Genomic DNA, 15,734 nt, shown 5'->3' with positions numbered 1-15,734 from the left:
GCCATCGCGGGCGCATGCCGACAGCTCCGAGGCATCCCCGGTCGATCACCAGCTGAGCGTGACCGGAACCAGGCCACGGCCACGGACAGCCATGCGCTGCCCCCTACGGCGAGACACAACATCGACGCGGGCCAGCTCCAGCGCGCCGAAACCGGCCCCCGACCGCGAGGCACAACACACCAGCGCATGCCGGCAGCCCTGGCCGACACCACCTCAACGGTGATCGAGGCCGAGACCACCGCGCCACCTCTGCCGGGAGCGCTCACCGCCGAGGACGGCCACACCGGTCGCACGCTGCACCGTCGACGACGCCTTACACCTGCGCGGTGACCTGGCGATCGGCCAGCAGTTTCCGCAGCTTGGCCAGCGCACGGTGCTGGCACACCCGCACCGCACCGAGCGACATCGACGTCGCCTGCGCGGTCTCCGCCACCGACAAGCCGACCACGAGACGCAGGGTCAGGACGTCTCGCTGGGTGTCGGACAGTTCCGCGAGCAGCGCACCCACCTGCTGACCCAGCTCGTCGTGCAGCAACCGCCGCTCCGGTTCCGCGGCGGTGGTCACCACGTCCGGGATGTCCGCGACCGGCGTGGACCGTTCCCGGGAGTACTTGCGGTGGAAGTCCATGATCTTGTGGGTGGCGATGCCGTAGACGAATCCGAGGAAGCTGGCGCCGGTGGATCGGTACGACCTCAGGGAGGTCAGCACCGCGATGCACACGTCCTGGGCGACGTCGTCGGCGGAGGCGAAGGTGCTCACCGACCGGCCGATGCGGGCGCGACAGTACCGCACGATCAACGGGCGCAGCTGGGCGATCAGGCGCTCGATCGCCCATTGATCGCCCGCCTTGGCCGCTTCGACGAGCTCCGCATACGGATCGGGGGTGGCTTGCTCCGCGCGGCTCGCTTGTTGCGGCCGGCTTGCTTGCTCCGAGCGGCCGGCCTGCCCCCGGCTGGGAGGCGCGGCTTGCCGGCGCTCACCCCGCGCGGGCATGAAGTGCTGGCGCACCCCGAACGACGGAGCCGCTGCGATGGAACTGGACATAGGAACCCCTAACGAGCGCCGATTTCGCGTGGCGTCGCCGGGGTCCAGGACGACGAGAAAGTGTTACTCAAGGTGACCGTGGACTGGGGCCTTTGTAACACACAAGAAGGAACTGTCTGTCATCATAGCGAAAACGGCCGTTCGTCACGATTGGTACATTCGAGGGATTTCGCCAACGGCGCGTCATCGCGCCTACACCACGGTCAGTAATCCGATGACTGCGCCCGCGGCAAGGCCCAATGCCGCGGCGAGCAGCAAGATCCATCGCGGGCTCGCAGACCCTCCCGCCGACCGCATCCCGGCGTCGTGCACGCTCGGTGACCAGTCGTCGGGAACCACCGTCTGTAGTTCTTGCGTAACTCGTTCGGATGAGCTTTGCCGGAAGAGTGCTCCACCGCCGTGGCCGGCTTTCGCCTTCAGCGCGTCGGCGATCAGTCGTTCCTCGTCACGGTCAGTCATCGGTCACGTACGCTTCATCGTCGCCTGCTCGACCTCACGCATGACGCGCTGGAGGGCGTCCAGGCCCCGGCTGGCCGTCGACTTCACCGACCCCCTGCTGATCCCGGTGGCCTCGGCGATCTGCTGTTCGGTCAAGCCGCCGTAGTAGCGCAGCACCAGGACCTCACGTTGCCGGGGCGGCAGCTTGGCCAACGCCTGCACCACGGCCTGGTGCTCGGCCGACATCATCGCCATGGACTCCGCGGACCGCGCCGTCACCGCATGCGGCGGGACGTACTCCCGTGCCGTCTTCCGGCGGCGCAGCACGCTCCTGGCTCCGTTCACGACCGCCGCACGCAGGTATCCGACGGCGGCCGCGGAATCACGCAGCCCTTTCCAGTTCCGGTGCAGTCCGGCGAACGCCTCCTGCACCACGTCCTCTGCGGTCGCAACGTCGTCCACCAGCAAGATCGCCAGCCGGACCAACCGCATCCGGTGCGTCTCGTACAGATCCGCCAGCGTCAACGGCTTGTCGCGTGCCTTGTCGCCGGAAGCCTCCTCGGGAAACGACTGGGGAGCATCCATTCGTCGCAGCTGTCCGAGTGTCCGCTCGACGGCGCTCTCGACGTCAGCTTTGGTCATGCTTCCTCCCCATTCGCACTGCCGCCCACGATATCGGCCCCCCGGCTCCCGCGTGGGAGCCGAACCGGCGAACACCCGCAGATACACCCGAGCGAGCAGTACCGGTGTACCGATTGACAATCGCCGATTTGGCGATCGACCGCTCCTGATCCCTGCGCGAGAGGCGGCAGCGCTGGACGCCACGGACGCGGTAACCGGTCAGTCTTGCCCCGAGCCCCGCACGAAGCGCACCCTCCCGCACAGAACCCCACGAACACCGCACCCACTCCCGCCCGATCCCCACACGACAAGCACCACTACCGGACCCCACGATCCGGCAACCGAACCGCCCCGAGCCACACAGCACCCTCCGCCCCAGGACCCCCCCACACACACCGCACCCACTCCCGCCGACCCCTGCACGCAAGCCACCACTACCGGACCCCACGATCCGGCAATCGGACCTGCCCCCGATCCCGCACGATCCGGCCCCGTAGAGGCACACCGGACACGGCAGGGAGCTCCTCCGACCCTGCACAAAAAGGGGCCCCTCCCCGCTTGGCACCGCGGGGAGGGGCCGTGAGAAGGATCGATGACTCGATCAGCCCTGAATGTGCATCTGCTTGCCGCTCAGCGCGCCGGTCAGCTTGGCCCACAGGCCACGCAGCCCGGTCTGCTTGATGCCGGCGTTCCGCTCCACCGTCGGCAGGTCAGCCGGCGCAGGCAGGTCGACCTGCGGCAGCTGGACGTCCACCGGCAGCTCACCGGCGTCGGGCAGTTCCGGCAGCTCGGGCAGGTCGGCGATCTTCGGCAGCTCCTGGGTGACGTCCGGGGCGCCGGAACGCTGGTACGCCACGGTCTTCACCGGCAGCCCGTTCACCGACGGCAGCTCGGTGGCGAGCAGCTCGGCGCCGTCCAGCACCAGGCTGTGCAGCTCGTCCTCGCCGACGGTGACGTCGACGGTGTTGCCGGTCACCGTGCCGACCGCCTCGCCGAGCACGTCGACGCTGAAGTTGTACACCTGAGCCAGCACACCGACCGGCAGCTGCGCGTCGATCGCGTCGGTGTCGACCGCGCCGCCCGCGGCGCCGACCACCTCGTTCTCGGCGGTGCCGAACGCGTGGCCGCCGACGGCGACCGCGTTGCCCAGGACCTGCGCGATCGCGGCAGCGGGCAGGTCGAAGACGTTGCCGCTCAGCGCCCCAGCCTCGCCGGAGCTGGCGATGTCACCACCGGCGAACGGGTAGGTGCTGTTCTCCGCCCAGCCGTCGGCGAAGCCGGCGACGGTCACCGCGTCACCGAACACCTGGGCCACCGGCACCACGTCGGCGCTCAGCACATTGCCGGACACCGAGCCACCGTCACCGTTGGTCTCGGTGAAGTCACCGCTGATCGCCGTCACGTCGTTGCCCGCAGCGCCCTGGGCGAACCCGACGACCGAGACGGCGTCACCGAACACGCCGGCCGCACCGCCGATCGGGCCGTTGACCACGTTGCCGCTCAGCGCCCCGCCGGAGCCGTCGGTGGTCGTCATCCCACCGGCGAACGCCTCGGTGACGTTGTCCGAGTAGGCCGTGGTGTTGCCGATCAGCGAAGCGCCGAGGCCGTGTGCCTGCGCGGGCAGCGCGTTGGTCACCGCCGCGACGTTGCCCGACGCCACGCTCCCGGCACCGCTGGTGTCGTTGTCACCACCCGCGGAGGTGGAGCTGAAGTTCTCCGCAGCGGCGGTGGTGATGCCGCCCGCCGCAGCGGACGCGCCGAACACCTGGATCGGAGCCGCGCTGGCCGCCTGGACGATGTTGCCGGAGCCGACCGCGTGCTCACCGGAGCCGGTGTACTTGCCACCGGCGGTGGTCTCGGTGTCCGAGGTGGCGAAGCCGTCGGCGATGCCGACACCGGCAGCGGACAGGCCGAACGCCTGCACCGGCTGCGCGATCGGCGTGGCGATCACGTTGGAGGCCAGCACCGCGTTGTCGTCCTCGGTGTTGCCGTCGCCACCGGAGCTGACGTCCTTCTCCTCTTCTGCCGAGGCGTAGCTGTTGCCGACCAGCGAAGCGGCGCCACCGAACAGCTCGATCGGGGTCGCCACCGGGGTCTGGACGATGTTGCCACCGCCGACCGAGCCGTCACCGCGCGAGCCGTTGTAGCCGCCCGCCTTGATCTCCTTGGTCTCGGTCGCCTCGGCGTCCGCCGTCCCGATCACCGAGCCGGCCAGGCCGAACGCCTCGATCGTGCCGCCGACCGGGGTGGTGGCGGTGGTGCCGCCCAGCACCGAGTCGGTGCCGTCGGTGAACGTCTCCCGGCCCGCCTTCGCCGTGGTCTCGTTGTCGCACTGCGCCGAAGCCTTGCCGACCACACCGGCAGCCGCGCAGTAGCCCTCGACCGGGAACGCCACCGGCGCGTCGGCCACCGTGCCGCTCAGCACACCGCCCACCGCGGAGGTGTTCGAGTAGCCACCGGCCTGCGCGGTCGTGCTGCTGGTGTTGCCTGCCGTGGTGCTCTTGCTCTCGCCGAGCCCCGAAGCGGCGATGCCGCCCACCGCACCTGCCAGGCCGTGCACGTTGACGTCGCTGGCCACCTGCGGCTGGATCAGCGTGCCGGAGGCCACGCCGTTGTCACCGTGGGTCTCCGCGTAGGTCTTCATGACCCGCGAGCCGTGCCGCACGTCGCCCGCCTGGGCCTCCGCGGAGGTGGCGTTGTCCGTGCTCTGGGCCTTGCCGATGCCGGCAAGCGCCGAGTTGTTCAGCTCGACCGGCAGCGCGACCGGCACACCGGCCACGTTGCCCGCCAGCACACCGTCGGTCCCGTCGGACAGCAGCGAGCCGCCGCTCTGGGCCTTCACCTCGCTGGTGTTGCCGCTGGAGTCGGCCTTGCCGATGAGCGCCGCGGCGTTGTTGGTCAGCTGCACCGGGGTGGCGCCCTGCGGGGCGATCACGTTCCCGGCGAGGACCCCGCCGGAGCCGTCGGTGGCGGTGTGGTCCCCGGTCTTGATCTCCTGGGTGGCGTTGTTGCCCGTCGAGGTCGCCTTGCCGCCGACGCCGAGCGCGTTGTTGGCGATCTGCACCGGCAGTGCGTAGTCGACGTCCACCACGTTGCCCGCCAGCACCCCGCCGGAGCCGTCGGTGGTGACGCCCGAGCCGCCCTCGTAGGTCTGCTGGTGGTCGCCGCCCGACACCTCGGCGTCACCGAGCAACGCGATGGCGTTGTTGGCGATCTGCACCGGGACGACGATGTCCACGCTGCCGCGGTTGCCCTCCAGCGTGCCTGCCTCGTGCGACGAGGTGGCCTTCTTGGCTTGCTGCGGAGCGGCCGCGGTGGCCTTCTGCTGCACCCCCTGGGCGACCGCAGCCGCCTTCTCGCCAGCCTGCTGCACCCGCTGGCCGGACAGCTTGGCCGCCGCGCCCTTCAGCGCGTCGGTGACCGGCTTGGTGCTGATGGTCTTCTTGACCTCGGGCAGGTTGACCTGGCCGAGCGGGGTGCCGATCGCGTTGTTGCCGATGTCGATCGGAATCGTCAGCGAAGCGTCCAACGGGTTGGCCGGCTTGTCCGGATTCACCGCGTCCTTCTCGTCAGCGGACGCGATGCCGGTGCCCAGCATCAGCAGGCCGCCGGTGACCAGCGCAGTCTGGAGGCCGCGCTTTGCCCAGTTCTGCATGATGATGATCCTTCTCCTTGATGATGTGAGGTTGTCCTGGTCGAGATCCGGCGATTCGGGGGGTCGCCGGGCGCGCCGCCGTCACGCGGGCAGCGCGGGGAGGCCGCAGCGGCGCGGACGAGTGAGCTGAACTGCGAGCAGCGATCGTCCGCAGGCGCCTACGGCCGCGGGGAGAACCTCAGTCAGGGGTGACACCGGGCTGACCGCCTGGGCGGTACACACCCGGAATGGAACGACGCAGCGTCGACGTGACGCCGCAGGCGGCAACAGCCGCCGTCGCAACGGTGATCGCCATCGGCGACCCGTCAACGTGCCCGCCGTGCGCGACACCGGCGTTCGGTGCCGTCGTCGCGGGCTGCCCGGGCGCGTCCGTCGGAACCTTCTCGCCCGGGAAGTCTTCGTCGGTCGACTGGTCGGCAGAGCCGAACCCAGCCTCGATGTCATCGGCGGCGCCGGTGACGGCGGCACGCCGGTTCAGGTCGTGCAGGGACAGCGGCGCGGTGACGGCCCGGTAGGCGGTCGCGTCAGTGGCCGGCAGCTGCTGGCCGACCGACGGCAGCAGCGGCATCAGCCCGACCGCGGGCAGCGTCGGCAGGAGCGGGGACTCCTCGTCGCCCGGCAGCACCGGGAGCTGCTCCTCCGGCCGGGTCACCTCGAACCAGCCGCACCATGCCCGGAAGCGCTTCGCGCACTGCGGGTTTCCCGGCTGGCCGGGCACACCAGGCGCGTCGGCGAACTTGCCGCCGCCCAGCACGTCGGCCAGCAGACCACCCAAGTCGTGCAAGCCCTTGCCGAGGTGGCGACCCAGCTTGCCGATGTGCGGCCGCGCCGACCCGGCTGCGGGGGAGTCCGTCAGCTGCGGCAGGCGCTCCGCCTCGGACTCGGGCTTGCCCGCCTGCTCGTCGTCCTTGCGGCCGCCGCGGAACGCCTCGCGGGCCTTCTCCGCCCCACGCTCGACCGCTTCCTTCATGGAGGCTGCCGCTTCCTTCATGGACGCGGCCGCCTTACGGGACGCCTCGGACAGCTTCTCCGCTGCCTCGGCGGCCTTCTCGCGGAAGTGCTTGCCCGCCTCGTGCATCGGACGGGCCGGGCTCTCGTCGGCCGTAGCGGCGTGCGCGACGCTGCCCGCCAGCGCCCAGGCAGCGACACAGCCCGCGATCACACCGCCGATCATGACGGCAGCGCGAGCCCACCAGCGCCACACGCGCCGGAGTGTCTGCGAGCCGGACTTAGCCACGGGAACCGGTCACTACCTTCGGGTCGGGTTGGACGAGCAATTCGGACAACTCGGGGTCAATGGGACGCAACGATGATCAAATCGTTGCTCTCCGTGTCTGGTTGAACACTATACGTTGCTCTACTTCGAGCTTCGCAGGGAGGGTCGGGGTTGGCACGTCCGGCACGCCCAGAGTCCCCGATCGTGTGACAAACACTCCGTGCAACCGGGAACCACGGCGGGTGATCGCACCAGGTCGAGCGTCTCCCCGGGCGCGACCGCGCCGGGGCGAGCCCGACCATCGTCGTTCCCGCCCCGGCACCCACGGTCGCTCGGCACGTTCAGCCGCCCAAGTAGTTGCCTGCCTCCTCGACGGCGTCGATCACCGAAGCCGGGACCCCCAGGTACGTCGCCGACACCAGCTGCGCGGCGCCCATGCCCAGGTTCTTGCCGCCTTCGATGAAGATCTGCTGCTGCTCGACCGCGCTCGGGAACGGCGGCACGTCGTAGGTCTCGGCCGCACTGGCCACCGCGGAGCCGCAGACGGCCATCCCGGCCGCGATGCCGAAAGCGGCACCGACCCGAATCAAGTTCTTGCGCATGATGTCGTTCTCCCTATCCGCCCGATGACGGGAATCGCAGGTGTTTGCCGAAACCAGGCCGGTGCGCCGGTTTCCGGCAATTGCTTTCCGAACACGGCAACTCAATCACGAGGCATGCCGGACGGCCACCCGAAGATCACACTGACGGGGTCGCCGAGAAGTGTGATGTTTCCGCTGGCAGGAGCGCTCTCAACGGATCACCCCCGACAAACCTCGGCGACCGAGGGCATCCGACGTCGGAATGACACGACGCCCAGCCTTCCATTGTTTCCCGGGCGTGAGCTGACCACTTTCAGCGACCCGGATCACTCGACCGAGCACATTTGTAGAAATGGTGTCACTATCGGTCTCCGCGCTATTCACTCGACGGATGTGACGTTTCCCGTCCGGGCGTCCCACACCGGGGGTGTCGTTCCTACCGGCAGTCGAATCCGGATACCGTGATGTGGTGAGCAACTCCGAGGAGTCCGCACACCGAGGTCAGGACGCTCCCGACGTCGGCGGCGAGCAGGAGGGCCCGGTCCAGCCCGGCGCCAAGGTCGTGCCTCCCCGGGACCTCTCGCCGCCACCGGAGGACGTGACGCCGTACGTGCCGGTCGGCGTCCGCATCGCGGCCGCCTACTCGTGGCGGCTGCTGGTCATCGCGGGCGCGCTCGGCGTGGTGATCTGGCTGATCGGTGAGCTCTCCGTGCTGGCCACCACGCTGGCCATCGCCCTGCTGCTGGCCGCGCTGATGGTGCCGTTGGTCAACCTGCTGACCCACAAGGCGCGGCTGCCGCGCGGGCTCGCCACGGCCGTCACGGTGATCGCCGGGCTCGCCGTGCTCGGCGGGCTGATGACGTTCGTGATCATCCAGTTCTCCGACGGCCTGCCCGCGCTGCAGCAACAGCTGAACCGGAGCCTGGACGAAGCGCGGCGCTGGCTCATCGAAGGGCCGCTGCACCTGAAGTCGAGCGACATCAGCCGGTTCATCGACCAGATGATCACGCTGATCCAGGAGAACCAGGCTTCCATCACCACCAGCGCGCTGACCACGGCGACCGCGGTGGGCGAGTTCCTCACCGGGTTCCTGCTGACCCTGTTCATCCTGATCTTCTTCCTGGTGCACGGCGAGCACATCTGGGCGTTCCTGCTTCGCGCGGTGCCCAAGCCGGCCAGGCAGGTGGTGGACAACGCGGGCAAGGAAGGCTTCGCATCGCTGATCAGCTACGTGCGGGCGACCATGGTCGTCGCGGTGGTCGACGCCGTCGGCGTCGGCATCGGGCTGTGGATCCTCGGCGTGCCGCTCGTCGTCCCGCTGGCCACGCTGGTGTTCCTCGGCGCGTTCGTCCCGATCATCGGTGCCGTGGTGGCAGGCGGCGTCGCGGTGATCATCGCGCTGGTGACGGTCGGCTGGATCAAAGCGCTGGTCCTGCTGGCCATCGTGACCGCGGTGATGCAGCTGGAAGGCCACGTGCTGCAGCCGATCCTGCTCGGCCGCGCGGTGAAGCTGCATCCGCTGGCGGTCATCCTGGCCATCACCGGCGGTCTCATCGTCTCCGGGATCGCCGGCGCGCTGCTGGCCGTGCCGCTGCTCGCGGTGCTCAACGCAGGCACGAAGTCGCTCATCGCCGATCAGCGCAACGCAAACTCCGGGAATTCCCCGGATTCGCCGGAGCCTGCCGAGGACTAGCCTGGCAGGTATGAGCGCCGAGGGCACGACCGTCCACCCGCGCGACTACCGGGTGTCCGACGAGGAGCGCGAGCACGTCGTCCAGCTGCTGCAGAAAGCGATCGGCCGTGGCCTGATCGACCTGGACGAGTTCACCGAACGCACCGACATCGCCTACTCCGCCACCACTCGGAGCCAGCTCAACGTGGTGCTGTCGGACCTGCCCGGGCTGACCCACCCGGACGCCCCGCGGCCGGGATCGAGGCCGGGCGCCGGCCCCGGCGAGCCGGCTTCTCCGCCGTCCGACCGCCTCGAGCTGGTCAGCAGCTACGCGAACCTGGTGCGGGAAGGCCCGTGGTACGTCCCGGAATACGTGCTCGCCCGCAACAGGTACGGGAACACCCGGCTGGACTTCTCCGAGGCGGACTTCGCCGCGGACGTGGTCAACCTCGAGGTCGACTGCAAGTGGGGAAACGTCGTCATCACGATCCCGGAGGGCGCCGCGGTGGACACCAACGGGATCACCCACGTGAAGTTCGGCTCGATCGACGACCGCACGCACACCACCGGCAGGCCGGGCAAGCCGCGCATCGTGATCACCGGGCGAGTCCACGGCGGCACGCTGATCATCAGGTTCCCGCGGCGCGGCTGGTTCGGATCGATGTACGGGCACGGGTACGGCCACGGGCATCGACGGTGGCACTGCTGACGAGCAGCGGCTCGAGCCTCCGCGGCAGCCGTGCGGAAACGTGCGCTGGGGCTACGAGGCCACCTGAGCCCCGTGCCGGGTGACCACCTCCGCCGCCCGCACCACGGCCTTGCCGGTCGCTTCGCGTAGCGACGAACCGGCCGCCAGGTGACTGCACAGCGTCCCGGCGAACGCGTCCCCAGCACCGGTCGTGTCGACCACGTCGACCTGCGGCGCGGGCACCTTCGTGAGGCCTTCGGCGTCAGCCACCACCGCGCCGTCCGCGCCGAGCGTCACCACGACCGATCGGGGGCCCAGCTGACGCAACGCCTCGGCCAGCTCGGCACCATCAGCGGCCGCGTGTCTGCCGGGCAGCAGCGCAGCGGCCTCGTGCTGATTGACGATCAGCGGATCGAGCACACGCATCGTCTCGTCCGGCAGCTTCGCGACCGGAGAGGCGTTGACCACCACCCGCACGCCCGCGCCTGCGGCGATGCGCGCGGCGTACTCCACAGTCGGCAGTGGCACTTCGAGTACGGCGAACAGCACCGCGGCGGCTCGGATGGCGTCCGCGGCCCGGTCCACCATTGCGGTGTCCACCCGGGCGTTGGCCCCCGGCGACACGACGATCGTGTTCTCACCCTCCCGATCCACCGCGATGTAGGCGGCACCGCTGGGGCCGTCGGTGCGCTGCACCCAGGAGGTGTCCACCCCCGCGTCACCGAGCGCGGTGAGCAGCAGCTCACCGTTGGCATCCGAGCCGACCGCGCCCAGCAATGCGACTCCGACCCCGGCCGCGCCTGCGCGCGCGGCCGCCACGGCGGTGTTGGCGCCCTTGCCGCCGGGGGCGGTCACCGTGTCCCCACCGAGCACGGTTTCGCCGGGACGCGGATGCCGGTCGACCGGCACGATCAGATCAACGTTGGCCGAACCGACCACGATCAGGCCGTTACGCATGCCATCACCTTGGCACATCGCCGACAGCGGCCGCTGTGCGTCGATCGGAGGGGTTTCCCGCCGATCATGGCGCTCGTTCCGCACGAATCACACAAGAAGTGCAACAATGCACAGCAGCGGCACGACAGGTTGCTCGAGACCCCACGATCGAGCGAGGAACGCAACACGTCCCATGGCCGTCGGAGGCCTCGCATGCGTGCGGACGGCGTGACCGTCCGCATCACTGGGTCCGGCCGGATCCAGTTCGAGTCACCGGCGTCGGTCGCGTAGCCCCCCGAGCGACCGACGCCGGTGGCACCTCGACCGGGCGAGATCGGGCGCACCGGCGCCGGGCCGGGCTCGGGCCTGCGACGTCAGCCACGACACCGGGCGGTGGACGTCAAGCGACGACGTTGACCAGCCTGCCGGGCACCACGATGACCTTGCGCGGCTCGGCACCACCCAGCAGCGCGGCGATCTTCTCGTCCGCCAGCGCGGCCTTCCGCAGCTCCTCCTCCGAGGCGTCGGCGGGCACCGTCATGCGCGAGCGGACCTTGCCGTTGACCTGGATCGGGTACTCCACAGTGTCCTCGACCAGGTACTGCTCGTCGGCCTCCGGGAACGGGCCACGCACCAGCGACTCCTCGTGGCCCAGCTTGCTCCACAACTCCTCGGCGATGTGCGGGCACAGCGGCGCCAGCATCAGCACCACCGGCTCGGCCAGCTGCCGCGGGGTGCCCTTGGCGCCGTAGTGCTTGGTCAGGTAGTTGCACAGCTCGATCAGCTTCGCGCCGGCGGTGTTGAAGCGCAGCCCGTCGTAGTCGGATCGCACGCCGGCGATCGTCTTGTGCAGCGCCCGCAGGTCCTCGACCGTCGGCTCGGCGTCCGTGACCCGCACCTCGCCGGTGTTCTCGTCGACGATCAGCCGCCACAGCCGCTGCAGGAACCGGTGCGCCCCGACCACGTCCTTGGTGGACCACGGCCGCGAATCGGCGAACGGGCCCATGGTCATCTCGTAGAACCGGAAGGTGTCGGCGCCGAACCTTTCGAACATCTCGTCCGGGGTGACGATGTTCTTCAGGCTCTTGCCCATCTTCCCGTATTCCTGGAAGACCTCCTGGCCCTGGTAGTAGAACTTGCCGTCCCGCTCCTCGACCTCTTCGGCCGGCACCACCGCACCGCGCGCGTCACGGTAGGCGTAGGCCTGGATGTAGCCCTGGTTGAACAGCCGCCGGTACGGCTCCTCGGAGCTGACGTGGCCCAGGTCGTACAGCACCTTATGCCAGAAGCGCGCGTACAGCAGGTGCAGCACCGCGTGCTCGACACCGCCGACGTACAGGTCCAGGCCGCCCGGGTCGTTCTCGCCGTGGATCTCCGGCCGCGGCCCCATCCAGTACCGCTCGTTCTCCGGGTCGACCATCCGCTCGTCGTTGTGCGGGTCGATGTAGCGCAGCTGGTACCAGCAGGACCCGGCCCACTGTGGCATGACGTTGGTGTCCCGCCAGTAGCGGCGTGGGCCGTCGCCCAGGTCCAGCTCGACCTCCACCCAGTCCTTGGCCTTGGCCAGCGGCGGCGACGGCTCGGTGTCGGCATCGTCCGGGTCGAACGTGGTCGGGGAGTAGTCCTCCACCTCGGGCAGCTCGACCGGCAGCATGTCCTCCGGCAGCGGGTAGGCGATCCCGTTCTCGTCGTAGACGATCGGGAACGGCTCACCCCAGTACCGCTGCCGGGCGAACAGCCAGTCGCGCAGCTTGTACTGCACGGTGCCCTGGCCGTGGCCGGTGTCCTCCAGCCAGGCGATGACCTTCTTCTTGGCCTCCTCCACGCCCAGGCCGTTGATGTCCAGGCCGGAGTCGTTGGCCGAGTTGATCGCCGGGCCGTCGTCCAGGTACGGGCCGGAGAAGTCCTCGGTCGGTGGCTGGACGGTGCGGATGATGGGCAGCCCGAACTTCTCGGCGAACTCCCAGTCCCTGGTGTCCTGGCCGGGCACCGCCATGATCGCCCCGGTGCCGTAGCCCATCAGCACGTAGTCGGCGATGAACACCGGGATCTGCTTGCCGTTGACCGGGTTGGTGGCGTACGCGCCGGTGAAGACGCCGGTCTTCTCCTTGGCCTCCTGACGGTCCAGCTCCGAACGCTGCGACGTGGCCAGCCGGTACTCGGCCACCGCCTCCTTCGGGGTCGCCTTGCCGCCGGTCCACCGCTCGTCGGTGCCCTCCGGCCATGCGTCCGTGACCAGCTCGTCGACCAGCGGGTGTTCCGGCGCCAGCGCCATGTAGGTGGCACCGAACAGCGTGTCCGGCCTGGTGGTGAACACCTCGATGGTGTGCTCGCCCGAGCGGAAGTAGACGTTCGCGCCGTGCGAGCGGCCGATCCAGTTGCGCTGCATGGTCTTGACCTTCTCCGGCCAGTCCAGCCGGTCCAGGTCGTCCAGCAGCCGGTCGGCGTACGCGGTGATCCGCATCATCCACTGCTTCAGGTTCTTGCGGAACACCGGGAAGTTGCCGCGCTCGCTGCGGCCCTCGGCGGTGACCTCCTCGTTGGCCACCACGGTGCCCAGGCCGGGGCACCAGTTCACCGGCGCCTCGGCCAGGTAGGCCAGCCGGTAGCCGGCCAGCACCTCCTGCTGCTCGGCCTTGCTCAGCTCGTCCCACGGCCTGCCGTCCGGGGTGCTCCGCTTGCCGGAGCGGAATTCCTCGATCAGCTCGCTGATCGGCCGCGCCCGCTGCTGCGACTTGTCGTACCAGGCGTTGTAGATCTGCAGGAAGATCCACTGCGTCCAGCGGTAGTAGTCCGGGTCGGTGGTGGCGAACGACCGCCGCTGGTCGTGCCCCAGGCCCAGCGCACGCAGCTGGCGCTTCATGATCGAGATGTTCTGCTCGGTGGTCACCCGCGGGTGCGTCCCGGTCTGCACCGCGTACTGCTCGGCGGGCAGGCCGAACGCGTCGAAGCCCAGCGTGTGCAGCACGTTGCGGCCCAGCATCCGGTGGTACCGCGCGTAGGTGTCGGTGCCCAGGTAGCCCAGCGGATGCCCGACGTGCAGCCCCTTGCCGGACGGGTAGGGGAACATGTCCTGCACGAACAGCTTGTCGCCCGGCACCTCACCCTCGGCGAGATCTCCGACCGGGTTGGGCGCGTGGTACACGCCCTCCCGCTCCCACCGGTCCTGCCAACGGCGTTCGATCTCGTTGGCCAGGGCAGCCGTGTAGCGGAATGGCGGGACGTCCTGCGTCTGCTCACCGGTCGCTTCACTCATCGCTCATGCCTTTCTGCGTGCGATCCACCTGCGTACGCGCCCAAAGACGACACAACCCCTCAGCCGTCAGGCATGAGGGGTCGCCGCGCTGGACCTGATCCGGCCTCAGCGCGGCCACATAAGAAGCAGGTGAGCCGGGCTCATGTCCTTCATCGTAATGGGCGTGTCAGGTGGAATAGTGCGCGGGCCCGCGGGCTGCCGCGCTCCCGCCGGAACCGAGCCCGCATGTGCCCGGAAACGCCGTACCCGGGAAGCCGCTGGTCGCCGGGGTGACCGGGCACACCGCGGGCCTGTCCCGGCCGGCCGGTTCCCGTATCCTCGAGCCGTGCAGGTGGTACTGGCGTTGATTCCCATCGTCGCCGGGGTGTTCGTCGGGATCGGCGGACTGCTCGGCTGGCGCGGCAAGCTCTCCCGGGACACCGGGGCGGGTCTGCGTACCGCCGCGACGCTGCGCAGCGACGAAGCATTCGCCGTCGGCAACCGGGTCGCGGCGCTGCCGACGATGGCCGCGGGCGTGGTGGGTATCGCCTCCGGGCTGGCCGCACTGGCCATGCCGACCGACGCGGGCGCGATCGTCGCCGCGGTCATCGGCATCGTCGGCGTCGTCGGCCTGGTCTACGGCGGCGGCGTGATGGGCAGCAGGGCGGCGGCCGCGGTGCCCGAGCCCAAGCCGGCGCGCACAGGTTGCGGCGGATGCGGCTGCGGCGGCGGAGGCTGCGGCGCGACTGAGTAGCCACGTCGGACCTGGTTTGCTCGTTTGCCAGGCCCATACGGATGCATCTTCTGTCCAGGCACGTGGGCCCTGCCGTGGATTCCCGTGATGCGGTGACGCCGTGACGTTCATGTCCGGTGGACGCTGCGCCGGGTTCCCGCCTCCCCGATCACAGGTCGTCCCGGCGCAGCGTCACACGCTCGTCAGTTCAGCTGCAGGTCCCCCGGATGCGTCGCGAGCAACGCCAGCGGCAACCCCTGCCTGCGCAGCACCGCCGCCCACAGATCCGTGCTCGGCTCCGCCAGCACGTCGCTCGGCAGCGCGGGCGCGACGATCCAGTCGCCGCGTTCCAGCTCACCGGCCAACTGGCCGGCGTCCCATCCCGCGTAGCCGGCGAACACCCGCATGCCCCGGAGCCGTGGCACCAGCGGCTCGGGGTCGGAGTCGAGCACCACCAAAGCGAGCGGACCGTGCACGCCGATGGTGCCGGGGACGGATCCCGGGACCTCACCGGTCCGCAGGGTGGCCACCCCCAGTGGCGTGTCTCGCTCCACCGGACCGCCGACGAACACCGACGCCGGGGCCGCGACATGATCGGCCCAGTGCGGCAACACCGAGGCGACCGGAATTTCACTCGGTCGATTCAGCACCACGCCCAGCGTCCCCTGCGAGCTGTGGTGCAGCACGAGCACCACGGTGCGCCGGAAGTTCGGGTCGGACATGGTCGGGTCGGCGATCAGGAGGGACCCCGGTTCAACGGCGTCGACATCTCGCACGCATGAATCATGCCACCGGCCACCGACGACTCCGCCTGCTCGCACCGGGCCCGATGCCGCTTCGCTACCCGACCGTGATCGATTTCGGCGAAGTCCCGTGCGGACGCCGAGCGGGGACGCAAGGATAGGTTCGGCAAG

General features: G+C 69.8%; 12 protein-coding genes. 3 read left to right on the top strand and 9 right to left on the bottom strand.

Annotated features, from left to right (window positions below; all coding sequences use genetic code 11):
• Positions 1-313: 313 nt before the first annotated feature.
• The 6 genes from shbA to YWY_RS0109610 form a co-directional block, all read right to left on the bottom strand.
• A complete protein-coding gene (shbA, locus tag YWY_RS21160; protein WP_084609155.1) occupies positions 314-994 on the bottom strand; it encodes an RNA polymerase sigma factor ShbA in 681 nt (226 codons plus the stop codon).
• A 243-nt stretch (positions 995-1,237) separates the two neighbouring features.
• A complete protein-coding gene (locus YWY_RS24060) occupies positions 1,238-1,504 on the bottom strand; it encodes a hypothetical protein (protein ID WP_156899174.1) in 267 nt (88 codons plus the stop codon).
• Positions 1,505-1,507: 3 nt separating this feature from the next.
• Complete coding sequence (locus tag YWY_RS0109625; RefSeq protein ID WP_028847450.1) at positions 1,508-2,125, bottom strand: SigE family RNA polymerase sigma factor; 618 nt, start codon at positions 2,123-2,125, stop codon at positions 1,508-1,510.
• 580 nt (positions 2,126-2,705) lie between these two features.
• Positions 2,706-5,759, bottom strand: a complete 3,054-nt coding sequence (locus tag YWY_RS0109620; RefSeq protein WP_028847449.1) for a beta strand repeat-containing protein — start codon at positions 5,757-5,759, stop codon at positions 2,706-2,708.
• Positions 5,760-5,937: 178 nt separating this feature from the next.
• Positions 5,938-6,933, bottom strand: coding sequence for a hypothetical protein (locus YWY_RS0109615; RefSeq protein ID WP_028847448.1), 996 nt, complete (start codon positions 6,931-6,933; stop codon positions 5,938-5,940).
• 383 nt (positions 6,934-7,316) lie between these two features.
• Positions 7,317-7,577 (bottom strand): hypothetical protein, encoded by a 261-nt coding sequence (locus YWY_RS0109610; protein ID WP_038044912.1) that lies wholly within the window; start codon positions 7,575-7,577, stop codon positions 7,317-7,319.
• Positions 7,578-8,118: 541 nt separating this feature from the next.
• Between YWY_RS0109610 and YWY_RS21155 the strand changes: the two genes are divergently transcribed.
• Positions 8,119-9,249, top strand: coding sequence for an AI-2E family transporter (locus YWY_RS21155; RefSeq protein ID WP_084609154.1), 1,131 nt, complete (start codon positions 8,119-8,121; stop codon positions 9,247-9,249).
• A gap of 10 nt (positions 9,250-9,259) precedes the next feature.
• The gene (locus YWY_RS21150; RefSeq protein WP_051310106.1) at positions 9,260-9,937 is read left to right on the top strand and encodes a DUF1707 SHOCT-like domain-containing protein; all 678 of its coding nucleotides are present in this window, start codon (positions 9,260-9,262) and stop codon (positions 9,935-9,937) included.
• Between the two features lie 51 nt (positions 9,938-9,988).
• Here YWY_RS21150 and YWY_RS0109595 read toward each other — a convergent pair whose 3' ends face one another.
• Positions 9,989-10,873 carry a ribokinase gene (locus tag YWY_RS0109595; protein ID WP_028847446.1) on the bottom strand — a complete coding sequence of 295 codons (885 nt, stop codon included), beginning with the start codon at positions 10,871-10,873 and terminating at the stop codon, positions 9,989-9,991.
• Between the two features lie 379 nt (positions 10,874-11,252).
• Complete coding sequence (gene leuS, locus YWY_RS0109585; protein WP_028847444.1) at positions 11,253-14,108, bottom strand: leucine--tRNA ligase; 2,856 nt, start codon at positions 14,106-14,108, stop codon at positions 11,253-11,255.
• Positions 14,109-14,433: 325 nt separating this feature from the next.
• Here leuS and YWY_RS0109580 point away from each other — a divergent pair, with 325 nt between their 5' ends.
• On the top strand, positions 14,434-14,841 hold the full coding sequence (locus YWY_RS0109580; RefSeq protein ID WP_028847443.1) for an SdpI family protein: 408 nt from the start codon (positions 14,434-14,436) through the stop codon (positions 14,839-14,841).
• Positions 14,842-15,023: 182 nt separating this feature from the next.
• Here YWY_RS0109580 and YWY_RS0109575 read toward each other — a convergent pair whose 3' ends face one another.
• Entirely contained in the window at positions 15,024-15,596 is a 573-nt protein-coding gene (locus tag YWY_RS0109575; protein ID WP_028847442.1) for a YqgE/AlgH family protein, read from the bottom strand.
• Between the last annotated feature and the right edge of the window lie 138 nt (positions 15,597-15,734).

This window comes from Thermocrispum agreste DSM 44070 (genome assembly GCF_000427905.1).
Taxonomy (GTDB): Bacteria; Actinomycetota; Actinomycetes; order Mycobacteriales; family Pseudonocardiaceae; genus Thermocrispum; species Thermocrispum agreste.
Note: the sequence above shows the minus strand (reverse complement) of the source record. Positions and strands in the feature narration are given on the sequence as shown.